The organism is Halorubrum ezzemoulense DSM 17463 (assembly GCF_002114285.1).
Classification (GTDB): Archaea; Halobacteriota; Halobacteria; order Halobacteriales; family Haloferacaceae; genus Halorubrum; species Halorubrum ezzemoulense.
The window spans coordinates 34,363-49,923 of record NZ_NEDJ01000022.1; the positions used below are offsets into that span (position 1 = coordinate 34,363).

The window sequence follows — 15,561 nt, forward strand, 5'->3', positions numbered from 1 at the left end:
GACTCAGAATTCGTCAAGCCGACGCTGGCCGGCGGGGACCTCGGACCCCGGGTCCGGCTCCACGCCGAGCAGGCGCAACAGCGCGGTGTCCGCGAACGTCAGCGCCAACACGAGGATGATCGGCGCGAGGAACAGGCCGTGGAAGCCGAACACGACCGGGCCGAAGATGTACGCGAGCATGAGCAGCCCGACGTGCGTCGTCTCGCCGCTGAAGTACGGTCGGAGGACGATGTCCGGGACGGTGTCGACGACCACGACCGCGACGGCGAGGAACCCGGCAACGTAGACGAGCAGCGAGACCTCGCCGTCGAGCGCGACGGGGACAGACATCGCCGCCGCGAGCGGGATGTAGACGATCTTCATGCCGATCACGGGGATCAGACTGGCGACGCCGGTGAGCGCGCCCGCGAGCGTCGGGTACGGGATCTCGACCGCGGCGGGGGCGACCGCGTTGTACCCGAGGTAGGTGACGACCGCGATGACCCCGATGGCGATCACGTTGAGGAGGTTCCCGTACAGCACCGCCTCCAGTTCTGCGTCGGCGGTCTCGAGGTACTCGCGGACGATCGCGTCGTCGTCGAAGCTGAGCAGCCAGTCGTGGAACTTGTCGCCGTCGATGAGCAGGTAGTAGGTGACGACCACGGTGATGAGCAGGTTCAGGGCGAGCCCGGAGACCGTGCTCGCTAGGAGCGACGCCTGCTCGGAGACGAGGTCGATGAGCGGGTCGAACTGCCCGGAGCGGTACGCGGTGAGCAGTTCGTCGGCCGTCGGGTTCGACAGCTCCGCGAGGTCCCCGATCACCGAGTTCTCCGCGCCGATGGTGTCCGCCACGGGGTACTGTTCGATGAACCGCCGCGCCTCCAGGATTAGCAACACCAGCGTGTAGCTCACTAGGCCGATGAGCGGGACGCCGATGAGCGACAGCGACACGACCGCGCGCACCCGAGACGGGAGCCGGAAGCGTTCGAGCCGGTGGTAGAAGCGCCGCGTCGAGTAGTAGAGGAAGACGGCGACGGTGAGCGGGGCGACGAACCGATAAGCCACGTAGCCGGCGACGATCGCGACCGCGAGGCCGAAGAGGGCGACGACGAACCGCTTCTCGTCCATGGGCCACGGTCTTCAGGGCTCGGTATAAACTATGGTGGTCGTAACGGTCCCGTCCGCCGGGACCGCACGGGGAGTCGTGCGCGACGGGACCGACCGCGGGTGGCGGTCGCGCCGATCCCAAAACCCCTAACGGCGGGGGGTGAATGGAGACCCATGACCGACATTCACCCGGACCAGCGCGTCGCGGTGCTGGCGGACTCACAGAACCTGTATCACTCGGCACAGAGCTTCTACTCGCGGAACATCGACTACTCCGGCCTCCTCGACGGGGCCGTCGCGGACCGGTCGCTGGTCCGCGCTATCGCGTACGTGATCCGCGCCGACTCCCCCGAGGAGGAGAGCTTCTTCGAGGCGCTCCGCGACATCGGCTTCGAGACGAAGATCAAGGAGATCAAGACGTTCGCGGACGGCTCGAAGAAGGCCGACTGGGACCTCGGGATGAGCCTCGACGCCGTCTCGCTCGCGAGCCACGTCGACACCGTCGTCCTCTGTACCGGCGACGGCGACTTCGCCCGGCTCTGCTCGCACCTCCGTCACGAGGGGGTCCGGGTGGAGGCGATGGGGTTCGGCAACTCCGCCGCCGACGAGCTGATCGAGGCCGCCGACGACTTCGTCGACCTCGCGGAGGACGAGGAGAAGTTCCTGTTGTAGGAGCCACCCGAAGGGCTACCCGAGCAGCGTCGACAGCGCGCGCTCGACCGTCGCCGCCGCCGCCTCCACCTCGCGCACTCGGACGTACTCCCGCTCGGCGTGCGCGACGGCCCCGCTTTCGTCGGCAAGATCCCCCGGACCGAACACGACCGTCGGCGCCGGCGCGAAGTACGACGCCTCCGTCGCCGCGCCGAACGGGCGCACGCCCCCGCCGCGCCCGCTCGGGAGACCGACGGCGTCGCCCGCGTCCCGCGCCGCGGCCGCGACGGTTCGGACGAGTTCGTGGTCTGGTTCCGTCGCGAACGCCTCCAAGAACGGCGACTCGCGGTCGGTGAGCGCGACCGCGGTGTCGACGTCGCCGGAGTCCTCCCCAGCGCCGTCGCCGAGCGACGCCCGCACCGCGGCCGCGAGCGACTCCCGGAACTCCTCGGCGGACTCCGGCGGGACGCTGCGCCGATCGACCGTGATCTCGCAGTCCGCCGGCACCTGGTTCGTCGCCGCACCCCCCTCGATGACGGTCGGGGTGAGCTTCGGCGACCCGAGCTGCGGATGGTCGGCTGCGTCCGCGTCGAACGCCCGGATCGCCGCGAGCGCGTCCTCCGCGGCGGCGACCGCGTTCGCGCCCGCGAACTCCGCGGCGTGGGCAGCCGTTCCGGACAGCTCGACGGTCGCCTGAAACCGGCCCTTGGCCGCGGTACAGGCGTCGAGCCCGGTCGGCTCGCCGACGAGGAACAGGTCGCCGTCGAGTCGGTCGTCGGTCCCCGGGAGTCGGCCCGTCAGCGCCGCCGCGCCGAGCGACAGCGCCTCCTCGTCGGGCGTGAGCGCCAGCGTGATCCGGCCGCGCTCGGGGTCGGCGGCGAGGAAGCCCGCCAACAGCGCCGCAAGCGGTCCCTTCGCGTCGCAGGCGCCGCGCCCGCGGATCACCGCTTCGCCGGCCGCGGCGTCCGCCTCGGGGCCGCCGCGCTCATCCGCGCTCGCCTCGCCCCGCTCGAACGGGACGTGCGGCGTCACCGTGTCGAGGTGCGTGTTCAACACGAGGTGCGGGCCCGAATCGGGCGCCGGGGATCGCTTCTCCGCGAGGACGCAGCCGTCGGCGTCGACGACGGGGTCGGTCGCGCGAGTCGCGAGCGTCTCGACGACGAGCTCGCGCATCGCTTCGACCGACTCGTGGGAGGCGATCGAGACCGCGTCTTCGAGGAACGAGACCGGGTCGAACTCGTCGTCGCGGCCCGGGGTGGCGTCGCTCCGGTCGCTCATCGCGGGTCGGCGGGGAGCGTCCCCGAGAACTCGTGGGCGACCGGACCGGTCAGGGTGGCGTGGCCGCGGTCCGGAACCGCGATCTCCAGCTCGCCGCCCGGGGGGCGGCTCACCGCGGTCTCGCCCTCGATCAGTCCGAGCCGGCGGGCGGCCGCGACGACCGCGACCGCGCCGGTGCCGCAGGACCGCGTCTCCCCCTCGACGCCGCGCTCGAATGTGCGCTGGTCGAGCACCGCGGGGCCGTCGCCCGACCCGTCGTCGACGACGGCCGCGAGGTTCACGTTCGCGCCCTTGGGGAAGGCGTCGGCGTGACGGACCGGCGGCGCGACCGCGTCGAGGTCGACCGCGTCGATGCCGTCGGGGTCGTCGCGCCCGCCGTCGACGAACGCGACCGCGTGTGGCACGCCGGTGTTGACGGCGGTGACGGGCAGCCCCGCGACCGGCTCGTCGACGAGGGGCTCGTCCGCGAGGGCGCCCCCGCGGGCGGCCGGAACGCGACGCGGGTCGAACGTCGGCTCGCCCATCTCGATGGTGGCCGCGGTCGCGTCCGCGTTCACGGTCGCCCGCCGGGTCCCGGCCTGCGTGTCGATCATGAACTCGCGGTCACCCGTTCGGTCGTTGGCCCACCGCGCGACGACGCGGGCGCCGTTGCCGCACATCGTCGCCGTGGAGCCGTCCGGCTGGACCAGCGTCATCACGACGCGGGTCGGGTCGAACCGCTCAGCGACGCTAAGGAAGAGGACGCCGTCGGCGCCGCGGCGGTCCCCGTCTCCCTCGACGCCCGTCCCGCGGTCGCAGTGCGCGCGCGCGAACGCCGCGCGGTCGCCGACGCCCTCGGCGTCCGCGTCGACGACGATGAAGTCGTTGCCGGTGCCGTGGTACTTCTCCACCGGGACGGCGTGGGCGCTCATCGGTCGCCCTCCGATCGGCCGGCTCGGTCGCGCGGGATCTCGCGTTCGACCGTCGTCAGGTCGCCGAGCGTCTCCCTGCGGCGGGCGATCGTCGCGGTTCCGTCGTCGAGCGCGACCTCCGCGGGCCGCGGTCGTGAGTTGTATTGGCTCGCCATCTCGTACCCGTAGGCGCCCGCGACGCCGACCGCAAGGAGGTCTCCGCGGACCGGCTCGGCGAGCGCTCGGTTCTCACAGAACGCATCGCCGGTCTCACAGATAGGTCCGGCGACCGTGACAGGGGTTGCCTCCCGCTCTCCGACGGGGGGCGCGTCGCCTCCCTCGCGCCCCCGCCCGCTCCCCAAGTTGCGGATCGGGTGGTACGCGTCGTACATCGCCGGACGGAGCAGGTCCGTCATCCCCGCGTCGACGCCGACGACCGTCTCGTCCGGCGTCGGCTTCACCGTGTTCACGCGCGCCAGGAGGACGCCGGCGTCGGCGACGACGTACCGCCCGGGTTCTATCGCGAGGTCGACGCCCTCGGGGAGCGGCGCGACCGCCTCCCGGGTGGCGTCGGCGACGGCCCGCAGGTCGAGCGCCGGGGCGTCCTCCTCGTAGGGGACGCCGAACCCGCCGCCGACGTCGACGTACTCGAGGTCGAGGGGAGCGGCCCCCTCGGCATCCGGGTCGGTCAGCTCGCGCGCCAGGTCGGCCATGCGCGCGACCAGTTCGCGGTGGCTGTCGAGCTGGTCCGGGTCGATCCCGGAGCCCGCGTGGGCGTGGACCCCGACCGCGTCGAAGCGCTCGGCCGCGTCCCGCGTCACCTCTGCGGCGCGGTCGTACGGGACCCCGAACTTCGCGGCCCCGCCGGTGGTGACCTTCTCGTGGTGGCCCGCGCCGACGCCGGGGTTCACGCGGACGCAGACCCGGCCGTCGTACCCGCGCTCCGCGAGTCGGTCGAGGGTGTCGACCGCGCCGACCGTGACGGTGAGGTCCGGGTCGGCCTCCGCGACGCCGGCGACGTAGTCGAGGTCGCGAGCGGGGGGGTTGACCGCGGTGTAGTGGAGCCGGGAGCCGTCGAAGCCCGCCGCGAGCGCGCGGTCGACCTCGCCCGCCGAGGCGCACTCGGCGTCGAGGCCGGCGTCGCGAACGGTCTCCAAGACGGCCTGGCCCGTGTGCGCCTTGACGGCGTACCGCACGTCCGCGTCGGGGAACGCCGCGAGCAGGCGCTCGCAGTTCTCGCGGACCCGGTCGAGGTCCTGGACGTACAGGGGCGTCCCGTGGGCGTCGGCTAGTCCGCGGAGGCGCCCGGCGTCCCAGTCGCTCACGCGGCGGACCGGGGGGTTGTCGCCGTCCGCCTCGTCGGTCGCTCCCGCGGCCGCCTCGGCGTCGCTCATTCGCGGAGCGCGTCCTCCCGCTGCGTTGCCTCCAGCGTCTCCTCCTCAACGTGCGTCGCCACGACCGCGGGCTTGTACGCCCCGCCCTCGAACAGGTCATGGTCGCCGACGGACGACTCCACCATCCGGGTGAACGCCCGTCGCTCGGCCGGGAGGTGCCCGTAGATGACCTCCTCCTCGACGAGGTCGTAGACGGGGATTCGGGGGGTCAGCAGGGTGTTCTCGCCGACGACCGTGTTCTCGCCGACGCGGAACCCCGAGGTGACCCGACAGCCCGCGCCGAGGGAGACACCGTCCTCGATGATTACCGGCGCGTCCTCGACGGGCTCGAGGACGCCACCGATCAGAGTGTTGGCGCCGAGCTTGACGTTCTCGCCGAGCTGCGCGCAGGAGCCGACGGTGTCACAGGAGTCGACGAGCGTGCCGTCGCCGACGTACGCCCCCATGTTGACGAACGAGGGGCTCATCATGATACAGTCGCTGCCGAGGTACGCCCCGCGGCGGATCGCGGTCCCGTCCGGCGTGTTCCGCGTGCCCCGCTCGGCGAGGTCGGCAGTGTCGCGCAGCGGGAGCACGTCGTGGTAAGTGACGCCGCCGTACTCGCGGGGCTCCGTCTCGCGCAGGCCGAAGTTGAGCAGGATCCCCCGCTTGACCCACTCGTTGGCCTCCCACGAGGTCACGTCGTCGCCGCTCTTCTCTGCGGCGCGGACCTCGCCGGCCTCCAGGGCGGCGAGGAACTCGTCGACGACGGCCGCGTCCTCGTCGGTCGCGTCCGCAGCGGTCAGCCCGTCCTGATAGCGGTCCCACAGATCGGAAACGTCGGCTTCGAGGCTCATTGGATGGTGTATGGATGAGTAGCGGTATTTACTCGTCGAAGTAAGTATGTCTCGTCGTTATTCATCGGCGGCCCCGGCGTCCAGCACGTCGCCGAACCCGTACCAGCCCGGGTCGCGCTCGGCGAGCCACTCGGCGGCGTCGAGCGCGCCCTCGGCGAACACCCCGCGGTCGCCGGCGCGGTGCGTGAGTTCGAGCGTCTCGCGGTTCCCGGCCAGCAGGACCTCGTGTTCGCCGGTCACGTCCCCAGCGCGGCGGGCGTGGACGCCGATCTCTCCGGACTCGCGCGGCGCGTCGCCCTCGCGGCCGTGGACGCGCTCGTCGAGGTCCTCGCGAACGCCCTCCACGTCGTCGAGGATCGACTTCGCGGTGCCGGAGGGGGCGTCGCGCTTCGCGTTGTGGTGCGTCTCGGTCAGCTCGACGTCGTAGCCCGGCAGCGCCGCGGCCGCCTCGCGGACCGCCCGGCGGAGCGCCGCGACGCCCCGCGCGAAGTTCGACGCCTTGAGGACGGGCACAGCTTCGCTCGCGGCGCGGATGTCGTCGATCTGCGCGTCCCCGAACCCGGTCGTCCCGGTGACGAGGGGGACGCCGGCGTCGGCGCAGGCCGCGGCGTACGCGACCGCCGAGTCGGGGCCGGTGAAGTCGACGAGGGCGTCCGTGGCCTCGCTCGCGAGCAGGTCGTCGAGGCGGTCTGCGTCCCCGACCGCGACGCCCGCGACCGGGTCGGTCTCGGTCCGGTTGACGGCGACCGCGACCGTGACGCCCTCCCGGGCGGCAGCGGCCTCGATCACCTCGCGGCCCATGCGACCGCCGGCGCCCGTCACGGCGATCGACAGGGGGTCGGCGCTCATTCGGCGCCCCCGGTCCCGACGGGAGCGACGGCCGTCGGGTCGATCGTCCCCGGCGCGCGCTCGTCGTACGCGGCCAGCAGGTCTCGGAGCGCCTCGCGGCGTCCCTCGGAGAGCCGCGAGAGGGGCGAGCGGACGCGGGGGGCGCCGCGTCCGCGGAGGTACATCGCCTCCTTCACCGGGATCGGGTTCGTCTCGGCGAACAGCTCGCGGACGAGCGGCGACAGCTCGTGGTGGAGCGTCCGCGCGCGGTCGTAGTCGCCGGAGAGCGCGGCGCCGACCATCGCGCAGGTCCGTTCGGGTTCGACGTTGGCGACCACGCTGATCGTCCCGGTGCCGCCGACCGAGAGGACGGGGAGCGTGAGCCCGTCGTCGCCCGACAGCACCGCGAACGCCTCGTCGCGGGTCCGCTCGATCACCTCGCTGATCAGGTTGAGGTCGCCGGAGGCCGCCTTGTAGCCGCGGATGTTCGGGTGTGCTGCCAGCTCGACGGTGACATCGGCCGGGATCGACCGGCCCGTGCGGCTCGGGACGTTGTAGACGATCTGCGGGAGGTCGACCGCGTCCGCGATGGTCCGGTAGTGGTCGAGGAAGCCCTGCGGTTCGGGCATGTTGTAGTACGGCGAGATGAGCAGCAGGCCGTCGGCGCCCGCGTCGGCCGCGCGCCGCGACAGCGACAGCGCCTCCTCGGTGTTGTTCGAGCCGGTACCCGCGATCACGGGGATGTCGTCGAGCGCGTCGCGGACCGTCTCGATTACCGCGACGTGTTCGTCGTGGCTCATCGTCGCCGACTCGCCCGTCGAGCCGACCGGGACGACGCCGTCAACGCCGGCGCGTTCGAGGTACCGGGAGTTCGCCGCGAGCTGGTCGTGGTCGACCGCGTCGTCCTCGGTGAACGGGGTCGTCATCGCCGGGTAGACGCCCTCGAAGGGCGCGTCGGTCGCCTGGCTGTCCGTCTGCGTCGCGTAGGGTGTCGTGGTGGTCGTGTCTGTCATGGGGTGCTGCGGTGGGTCCGGATCGGTAAGCGGGCCGGTGCGCGCGGGTCGGGGGTCGTCCGGGACGGGGTCGCCACTCCCGCCGGCGGACGGATCACGCGCGTTTTTTCGAGAAGAGCCGCGTCGCTGACGCCGACTGCGGACCGCACGCGGACGCGGATCGGGTCACACCGGTACATGGACCGGTCGCGCGCTTATACGTTGTGCCTCGCGCCGAAACTGCCGCCGCGGCCGGTTGGCCGCCCGCTCTCCGCGGTTCCCGCCTCGGCGGCCGCCGCGTCCGGGAGCGTGCGAGGCGGGGGACACGGCCGATCCGGTCGTCGTTACGGGGCCGAGCGTCACCGCGGGGCCGCGCGTCTCGCACATTTATCCCGGCCGGGACACTCTGAGAGAGGCATGAGCGACCCCACCGACGACGGCCCAGAGCCCACCGACGACGGCCCAGAGCCCACCGACGGCGACGACGCCCACGACCCGACCGCGGAGGACGCGCCCGCAGCGCGCGAGGAGATAGACGCCGACACCGACGCTACGCGTCACGAGTACGACCCGGACGCCGAGCACGCGTTCCCGGACGGGCGGCTCAACGAGGTCCTCGACCGGCTCGAATCCGACGAAGAGGTCCTCACCTACCTGGAGGCGCAGAACGTCAACCCGGTCGCCCGGAAGGGGTACAACGACCACGGCGCCAAACACGTCGAGATCGTGCGCGACCGCGCCCTCCGGCTGTACGACCTGCTCAAGTCAGGCGGCGTCGAGTTCAACGGCGCGCGCCAGCAGGGGCTCGACGAGGCCGACGAGCCGGTGATCGTCGCGCTCGCGGCGACCCTCCATGACATCGGCCACGTCGTCCACCGCCACGACCACCCCTACTACTCGATCCCGCTGGCGGCGGACCTGCTGGACGACCTCCTCCCCTCCTTCTACGGCGTCGCCGATCGGGTCCGCGTGAAGGCGGAGGTGCTCCACGCGATCCTCTGTCACCACACCGAGGAACAGCCGCTCACGCTGGAGGCGGGCGTCGTCCGGATCGCCGACGGCCTCGACATGGAACGCGGGCGCTCGCGTGTCCCCTACGAGGAGGGCGGCCGCGGGATCAACACCGTCTCCTCGCAGGCGATCGAGCGCGTCTCGCTGCGCCAGGGCGACGAAACGCCCGTTCAGGTCGTGATCCGGATGAACAACGCCGCCGGCGTCTACCAGGTCGACTCGCTGCTGAAGGCGAAGATGGAGGGATCGCTGCTGGAAGACCGGGTCCAGACGATTGCGATCAACACCCACAGCGACGGGCAGGACGGCAACGGCTCGATCGTGGACAAGATCGAGCTCTGACGGGGCCGCGGAGCACGCGGGGAAACGTTTCACGGGCTGCGGGGAGACCGCTTCAGATCCTCCGTGCGGAGACCGCTTCAGGGCCCGCGGAGCGTGTCGCCCGCGCCGTTCCGGTGTGACGCGCCGTCGACGACGCTCGTCGCCGCGACGGTCGTCGTCCGCGCGAGGCGGGCGGGCGTGAGCCCGCCGCACAGCTGGCTCCCCTCGGCGGCCCCGCCGCCCAGCACGGGCGCCGCCTCGAACCCGTTCGAGCGCGCCCCCGTCGCCGCGATCCCCGGCTGGTTGACGACGAGGCGCCCGGGAGCGAGCCGCGCCGCGGCCCGGCGGGCGCGGCGCTGCTGAGTGGTGTGGACCGCCGCCGCGTGAGGGGACCCGAGGTCGGCGGCGAGCCCGAGCGCGGCGTCAAACCCGTCGCGGCCGTGGACCGCAATCGCGGGGATCCCGGGCAGCGTCGCGAGCGGGTCGTCGGCGCTGTCGGGCGTCACGATCAGGAAGGAGGTCTGACGCGCCGCGTTCGGGAGGCCGAGCGCGGCCGCCAGCCGCCGCGGCGACTTCCCGCGCGGGTCCGAACCTGCGGCGCGTGCCTCGCTCCCGTCGCCCTCCGAGTCGCCGAGGAGCGCGCGGAGGCGGTCGCGCTCGGCCGCGTCGAGGACGTACCCCCCCTCGTCTTCGAGGGCGGCGCACAGCGGGTCGACCGCCGGCGACACGGTGACGACCGCGGCGTCGCCCGCGGGGTGAGCCCCGAAGTCGTACGTCGCGCCGACCGCGACCCGCGCCGCCACGGCCGGGGCCGGGGCCGACCCGTCGGCGACGGCGACGACGCCGTCGGCGCTCGCGGCGACGTTCGGCGTCCCGCAGCGCTGTCCCGCGGCGACGGTGGTCTCGGAGCCGGCAGCGACGACGAAGTCGGCGCGCTCGAACAGCGCGTCCGTCTCGGGCTTCGAGGGCGGCGCCGGGAGCATCGAGACCGCGTCCGTCGGCGCGCCGGCGTCGGCGAGCGCGCGACTGACGGTCTCGACGACCGCGTCGCACGTCTCGACCGCCGACGGCGACGGCGCGAGGACGACCGCGTTCCGCGCGGCGAGCCCGTACAGCGAGAGGACCGCGGGGACCACGACCGGGTGCGTGGCGGGGACCGCCGCGCCGACGACGCCGAGCGGCCCGGCGACCGTCACCGTCCCCGCCGCGCCGTCGCGGTCGACCACGCCGGCGGTCGGCGCGTCTCGGACCGACCGCCGGGCGGCGTCGATCTCGGTCGCGACCTTCTCCGCCTTCGTCCCCGGGTGCCCCCGCCCCGTCTCGTTGGCCGCCGACCGCGCGAGCCGGCTGATCGTCTCTCCGTCCGCCAAGCGCTCGCCGACGGACCGCACGAGGGCGGCGGCGTCGTCGGGGTCCCACGCGGCCAGTTCGTTCGCCGCCGTCCGCGCCGCGGCGACGGTTCGCTCTGCGCGCCGCGACGAGTCCGAGGCCGCCGCGTCGGGTCCGCCGGCCGCCGCCCTCGCTTCCTCCGGGCCGGTCGCGCTCGGACCGTCGCGTCCATGCGTCGCCGGGCCGTCGCTCCCGTCCTTCGACGCCTCGGCGGGGTCGGTCGGTTCCGTCCCGTTGGGCGTCTCCACGCCCGGGCCGTCGCTCCCGCTCGTCCGATCCCCACTCATGGGTACCACTGCGCCGGTGTCCGGCTTATTCTCACCCCGTGAAACACTGTGTCACCGCACGGGCCAAGTCGTCATCGAAGAAACAGTTATGTCGGTGGGGACGGTGCGGGGGGACGTATGACCGAGCCGTCGGAGCTCGCGGGCGTCGTCGAGCGTCGCCTCGACTTCCTCGAACGGCTCGCCGCGGAGCCGCTGCGAAAGCACGAGCTCGTCGACGCGCTCGGCCACTCCCGGTCGACGGTGAACCGCGCGATAGACGAGCTGGAGGCGGCCGGGCTCGTCGCCGGCGAGACCGACGGCTACCTGACGACGCTCTCGGGCCGCCTCCTCGCGGAACAGTACCGCGAGTTCCTGACGGCCGCGGCCGACCTCGCGGCCGCGGGCGACGTGCTCGACCCCCTCGGCGCGGACGTCGGCGTCGACCCCGCGGTCCTCCGGAAGGCCGAGACGCACCGGGCCGCAGCGCCGGACCCGTACCGACCGCTGGAGGCCCTCGACGACGCGCTCGCCGACGCCGACTCGGTCGCCGCCGCGCTGCCCGCGTTCCCCTACCCGCGGGTGGCGGAGCGGCTCCGGCGCGCGGCCGTCGGCGGCGGCTCCGTCGATCTGGCGCTGGCGGATCGGGCGTACCGCCACGCGACCGAACGGTTCGCGGACGACCTCGGTACCGTCGCGAACCGGGACGACTGTCGGATCGCCGCCGTCGACGCCGTCGACGCGGGGGTCGTCGCGGTCGACGACACCGCGCTGCTCCTCGTCTTCGACGACGGCGCGCCCCACGGCGTGACGGCGTCGACCGAGCCAGAGGCGGTCGCGTGGGCGGAGACCGAGGTGCGCGGGCTGATCGAGCGGGGCCGCGACACGACCGAAGCGCTCGCGGCGACCGGGCGCGCGGCGGGGAAGCGGACCGGAGGCGGCCGGTCCGAGGACGACCGGCCCGGAGGCGGCCGGCTCGGCGGCGACGGCTCGCGTGACTCGCGCCGCTCGTCCGACGGCGGCCTCTTGGGACGCGGGTATCCGAACGACGAGGGGGCCGGATCGCTCTCGGCGCAGGGGTTCCGCGCGGTCGACGAGGACCGCCTCGCCGGCGATCCGAACCCGTGCGGCCCGCTGCGGGCCACGGCGTCGTTCCCCGAGGTCGACGCGGGACACGTCCTCGAGAGGAGCGTCGCGTGCGACGGCGAGCGGCGCGAGCTCGCGGGGGCACTCGTCGAGGGGCTCGCCGGGGGGACCGACCACGCCCTGGTCGGGCCGCCGGGAAGCGGCAAGAGCACCGTCTGCCGGAGCGTCGCGGTCGAGTGGTACCGGTCGGGACGCGGCCCGGTGACGTACCGGACAAGCGACGGGGGCGACCCGTTCACCGCGACGGACCGCCTGCGCGAACGCGTCACCGGGGGGGACGGGCACCACCTCGTCGTCGTCGAGGACGCCGTCGACCCGGGGGCCGCGGAGGCGATCACCGTCGCCCGCCAACTGGCCGACTGCGGCGACGTGTCGTTCCTGTTCGACGCGCGCGAGGAGCCGTACGACGACCTCGACGGGCTCCCGCTGTCGCCCGCTGACCTCCGCTACCGGCGGGCGATCGAGACCGTTCGGATGCCCCGACTCGACGAGCGCGAGGTGGAGCGGTTCGTCCGCCACGTCGCCGACCGCACCGGAACCGCGCCGGCGGCCGACCCGAGCTCGCTGCTTGACGACGTGCGCGGCGACGACGACGAGCGCGTGGGGGAGCTGCTCGCGCTCGGCCACCGCCTCGTCCGCGCGGTCCGAGGCGGGACCGTTCGGTCGGAAGAGGCGGACGGGAACGCCGGCGAGGCGTCGCCGGAGAATGAAGCGGGCGGCGCCGCGCCCGCGTCGGGGTTGGAGCGGGCGGTCGCGGAGGCGGTGCGCGAGGTCAGGAACCGCCCGCCGCCGACCGCGGACGTCGCGGTGCTGGTGAACCTCCTCAACGTCGCCGGCGCGAGCGACCTCCGGACGCTGGCGTACGCGCTCGTCGACGATCGCGAGGGGGCGACCGGGGGCGGAACCGACGGCGAGCCGTCGCCGACCGTCGACGGGGTCCGACGGGCGCTCGACCGCCTCGCGGGGACGGTCCTCGTCCGGGCGGGCGACGGGGAGTACCGCGCGGTCCACGACGAGTGGTCGGTGCTGTTCTTGGAGCGGCTCGTCGACCGCGAGCCGGAGCCGGTCGTCGCCAGACGCGTGGGCCGGGTCGTCTCGCGGCTGCTCGCGCTCGCGGACGACCCGGCGCGTCGGTCCCGCGTCCGGCGGGCCGTCGGCGGGGAGGCGCCGGCAATAGACCGGATCGAGCGCGACCCGAGCGCGTGGGCGGCGGCGACCGTCCGGTCGGTGTACGGCGTCGGACGGCGGTACCCGCGGCTCGCCGCGCTGTACGGTCGCGTCCGCTACGCGTGGATCGACCTCCCGGACGCGTGCCCCGACGACCTGCGCGACCGGCCGCCGGAGTGGGTCGCGCGGATGTACATCGACGCCGGCGACCTCGACGGCGCCGCGGCGGCGCTGGACGCGTGGCGGCCGACCGGCGAGGCGGGGGCGGCCGAGCGCCAGCGGGGGTACGGCGACGTCGCCCGTCGGCGGGGCGAGTACGACGCGGCGCGGGAGCGGTTCCGGCGGGCCGAGGAGCTGTTCGCCGCCGCGGGCGATCGGACCGGGCTCGCGTCGGCGGTCCGCGGGCGGGCGCAGGCGGCGCACTTCGACGGCGACTACGAGGCCGCGTACGAGGCGGCGTCGCGGGCGTGCGCCATCGCCGCGCGGACCGGCGACCCGATCGCGAAGGCGAAGGCGATGACGGACGCCGGCAACGCCCTCGACGCCCTCGACGGGTCCGACGCGGTCCTCGAGCACTACCGGGTCGCCGGCGACCTGTTCCGCGCCCACGACGACACCCACGGCGAGGCGAACGTCCGGGCGAACCTCGCGGTCGCGCTGCGGCGGCGGGGGGACCTCGACGCCGCCGAGCGGACCGCGCGCCGCGCGCTGGACGGCTACCGGACGGTGGGAGACGAACATCGAGAGGCGATTTCGCAGTTGAATCTCTCCGCGATCGCGGAGCAGCGCGGCACCGTCGGCGAGGCGGTCGCTCGCGCGGCGGAGGCCCGGGCGATCGCCGAGCGGATCGGCTCCGACATGTGCGAGGCGCTCGCGTTGAGCCACCTCGGCAGCGCGGCGCACCTCGCCGGCGACTTCGACCGGGCGGAGCGGTTCCTGAGGACTGCCTTGGACCGCTTCGACGCGCTCGACGCCGACGCCCGGCGCGCGATGGTGACCGCGATCCTCGCGGAGGTGGCGGTCGACCGCGGCGATCCGGGCGCGGCCGAGCGGCGGGTCGAACGGGCCGCGGCGCTGCTCGACGACCACGCGGGCCGCAAGCGGCTGGCCGAGACGGACCGGATCCGCGGGCGGGCGGCGCTGGCTCGCGGCGACGCCGACGCCGCGGCGACGGCGCTTGAATCCGCGGTCGAGTCGGCCCGGGAGGGGGGGTTCGCGCAGGCCGAGGCGAAGGCGCTCGCGTCGCTGGGCGCGGCGGCGGCCGAGCGCGGCGACGCCGAGGCGGCGGCGGGTCGGCTGACGGCGGCGCTCGACCTCGGCCGGCGAGTCGAGGACGCGCGGGCGGTCGCGTCGGCGGGCGATCGGCTCGCCGACCTGCTCGCGGGGAACGACGCCGGACCGGAACCGATCGACCGCGAGGCGCTTCGGGCGGCGCTCCGCGAGGCGCCGCCGGAGGCGGTCCCGCCGGATTCGGCCGCGGACCCGGCGGCGTACCGGGAGATAGCCGAGCGCTGGCGCGTCGACGGCGACGGGGTCGCCGCGTCGTACCCCGCGCTCGGCTGAGGGGTCGGCCCGGCGGCTTCGGGCGCTGTCGCAACCGCTTTCAGCGCGCGCTGAGAACGGCGGCCATGACCGACGCCGACACGCTCGCGGACCTCCGGACCGCGGCCGACTACCAGTTCGGGGCCGACGCGGGCGAGGCCCTGTTCCCGCCGGACGCCCCGCTCACGGTGCGCCGGTCGAGCGGCGGCCGCCCGCGGCAGGTGATCGACGGCGACGTCGACGACACCCCCGGCAGCAGCGAGGGCGACCGACTCGTCTCGTACGGCACCGACGGCCGGTTTACGCTCGGGCTCGCCGGCGGGAAGCGGATCGCCGACGCGTTCCCCGAACCGCGACACCGGATGGTCGTCGGCGAGGAGAGCGAGCCGTTCGTGCGCGAGGGGCGCAACGCGTTCGCGAAGTTCGTCACCGCGGCCGACGACGGGATCCGCCCCGGCGACGAGGTGCTCGTCGTCGACAAAAGCGGAGCGATCTTCGGGGTCGGCCGCGCCGAACTCTCCGGCGCGGAGGCCGAGCAGCTCGGCTCCGGCGTCGCCGTGAAGACGCGCGACGGGAACCCCGCTGACGGCGACTGACGGATGTGTACGCCGGCGCGTGCCTGCGAGCGGCCGCGCCACCGGCGGCCGCGAGACAGCACGCGCGAGGGACGCGGTGAGCGCTCGGAGAGCGCGAACCGCGAGGCTGGGGAGGCGCTGTCTCTTATCCACCACTGACGCTGCCGACGACCTCTAGGGCGTAGCGCTCTG

At 74.2% G+C, this 15,561-nt stretch carries 12 protein-coding genes; 4 read left to right on the forward strand and 8 right to left on the reverse strand.

The features are described from left to right. Nucleotides 1-3 precede the first annotated feature (3 nt). A complete protein-coding gene (locus B9H04_RS08125; protein WP_049931240.1) occupies nt 4-1,107 on the reverse strand; it encodes an AI-2E family transporter in 1,104 nt (367 codons plus the stop codon). A 153-nt stretch (nt 1,108-1,260) separates the two neighbouring features. On the opposite strand from B9H04_RS08125, the gene B9H04_RS08130 reads away from it, so the two are divergent. Then, the gene (locus B9H04_RS08130; protein ID WP_049931242.1) at nt 1,261-1,758 is read left to right on the forward strand and encodes a LabA-like NYN domain-containing protein; all 498 of its coding nucleotides are present in this window, start codon (nt 1,261-1,263) and stop codon (nt 1,756-1,758) included. A 15-nt stretch (nt 1,759-1,773) separates the two neighbouring features. On the opposite strand, the gene B9H04_RS08135 is transcribed toward B9H04_RS08130, so the two are convergent. Genes B9H04_RS08135 through dapA form a run of 6 tightly spaced genes read right to left on the reverse strand, consistent with a single transcriptional unit; the run spans nt 1,774 to nt 7,976 of the window. Next, nucleotides 1,774-3,015: a M20/M25/M40 family metallo-hydrolase gene (locus B9H04_RS08135; RefSeq protein ID WP_049931243.1), complete on the reverse strand. Its 1,242-nt coding sequence runs from the start codon at nt 3,013-3,015 to the stop codon at nt 1,774-1,776. Continuing rightward, entirely contained in the window at nt 3,012-3,926 is a 915-nt protein-coding gene (gene dapF, locus B9H04_RS08140) for a diaminopimelate epimerase (protein ID WP_049931244.1), read from the reverse strand. Before dapF ends, B9H04_RS08135 begins: the two co-directional genes overlap by 4 nt. Next, nucleotides 3,923-5,299, reverse strand: a complete 1,377-nt coding sequence (gene lysA / locus B9H04_RS08145) for a diaminopimelate decarboxylase (protein ID WP_049931246.1) — start codon at nt 5,297-5,299, stop codon at nt 3,923-3,925. The genes dapF and lysA overlap by 4 nt, the downstream gene beginning before the upstream one ends. Continuing rightward, the gene (locus B9H04_RS08150; protein ID WP_049931247.1) at nt 5,296-6,135 is read right to left on the reverse strand and encodes a 2,3,4,5-tetrahydropyridine-2,6-dicarboxylate N-succinyltransferase; all 840 of its coding nucleotides are present in this window, start codon (nt 6,133-6,135) and stop codon (nt 5,296-5,298) included. Before B9H04_RS08150 ends, lysA begins: the two co-directional genes overlap by 4 nt. A 57-nt stretch (nt 6,136-6,192) precedes the next feature. Then, nucleotides 6,193-6,984, reverse strand: coding sequence for a 4-hydroxy-tetrahydrodipicolinate reductase (gene dapB / locus B9H04_RS08155; RefSeq protein ID WP_049931248.1), 792 nt, complete (start codon nt 6,982-6,984; stop codon nt 6,193-6,195). Next, complete coding sequence (gene dapA / locus B9H04_RS08160; RefSeq protein WP_049931249.1) at nt 6,981-7,976, reverse strand: 4-hydroxy-tetrahydrodipicolinate synthase; 996 nt, start codon at nt 7,974-7,976, stop codon at nt 6,981-6,983. The genes dapB and dapA overlap by 4 nt, the downstream gene beginning before the upstream one ends. A 396-nt stretch (nt 7,977-8,372) precedes the next feature. Here dapA and B9H04_RS08165 point away from each other — a divergent pair, with 396 nt between their 5' ends. Then, nucleotides 8,373-9,308: an HD domain-containing protein gene (locus B9H04_RS08165; protein WP_049931250.1), complete on the forward strand. Its 936-nt coding sequence runs from the start codon at nt 8,373-8,375 to the stop codon at nt 9,306-9,308. Between the two features lie 77 nt (nt 9,309-9,385). Here the strand turns inward: B9H04_RS08165 and B9H04_RS08170 are convergent, their stop codons facing one another. Further along, a complete protein-coding gene (locus tag B9H04_RS08170; RefSeq protein ID WP_049931251.1) occupies nt 9,386-10,963 on the reverse strand; it encodes an aldehyde dehydrogenase family protein in 1,578 nt (525 codons plus the stop codon). Nucleotides 10,964-11,080: 117 nt separating this feature from the next. Between B9H04_RS08170 and B9H04_RS08175 the strand changes: the two genes are divergently transcribed. After that, nucleotides 11,081-14,815: a transcriptional regulator FilR1 domain-containing protein gene (locus tag B9H04_RS08175; protein ID WP_085682595.1), complete on the forward strand. Its 3,735-nt coding sequence runs from the start codon at nt 11,081-11,083 to the stop codon at nt 14,813-14,815. A gap of 65 nt (nt 14,816-14,880) precedes the next feature. Further along, entirely contained in the window at nt 14,881-15,390 is a 510-nt protein-coding gene (locus tag B9H04_RS08180; RefSeq protein WP_049931253.1) for a PUA domain-containing protein, read from the forward strand. Nucleotides 15,391-15,561 lie beyond the last annotated feature (171 nt).

Excerpts from the sequence above, each read along its gene's own strand:
- B9H04_RS08170 (WP_049931251.1), bottom strand. The coding sequence starts at position 10,963 with ATGAGTGGGGATCGGACGAGCGGGAGCGACGGCCCGGGCGTGGAGACG.
- B9H04_RS08180 (WP_049931253.1), top strand. The coding sequence starts at position 14,881 with ATGACCGACGCCGACACGCTCGCGGACCTCCGGACCGCGGCCGACTAC.
- B9H04_RS08175 (WP_085682595.1), top strand. The coding sequence starts at position 11,081 with ATGACCGAGCCGTCGGAGCTCGCGGGCGTCGTCGAGCGTCGCCTCGAC.
- B9H04_RS08130 (WP_049931242.1), top strand. The coding sequence starts at position 1,261 with ATGACCGACATTCACCCGGACCAGCGCGTCGCGGTGCTGGCGGACTCA.
- dapA (WP_049931249.1), bottom strand. The coding sequence starts at position 7,976 with ATGACAGACACGACCACCACGACACCCTACGCGACGCAGACGGACAGC.
- dapB (WP_049931248.1), bottom strand. The coding sequence starts at position 6,984 with ATGAGCGCCGACCCCCTGTCGATCGCCGTGACGGGCGCCGGCGGTCGC.
- dapF (WP_049931244.1), bottom strand. The coding sequence starts at position 3,926 with ATGAGCGCCCACGCCGTCCCGGTGGAGAAGTACCACGGCACCGGCAAC.
- B9H04_RS08125 (WP_049931240.1), bottom strand. The coding sequence starts at position 1,107 with ATGGACGAGAAGCGGTTCGTCGTCGCCCTCTTCGGCCTCGCGGTCGCG.
- B9H04_RS08165 (WP_049931250.1), top strand. The coding sequence starts at position 8,373 with ATGAGCGACCCCACCGACGACGGCCCAGAGCCCACCGACGACGGCCCA.
- B9H04_RS08150 (WP_049931247.1), bottom strand. The coding sequence starts at position 6,135 with ATGAGCCTCGAAGCCGACGTTTCCGATCTGTGGGACCGCTATCAGGAC.
- B9H04_RS08135 (WP_049931243.1), bottom strand. The coding sequence starts at position 3,015 with ATGAGCGACCGGAGCGACGCCACCCCGGGCCGCGACGACGAGTTCGAC.
- lysA (WP_049931246.1), bottom strand. The coding sequence starts at position 5,299 with ATGAGCGACGCCGAGGCGGCCGCGGGAGCGACCGACGAGGCGGACGGC.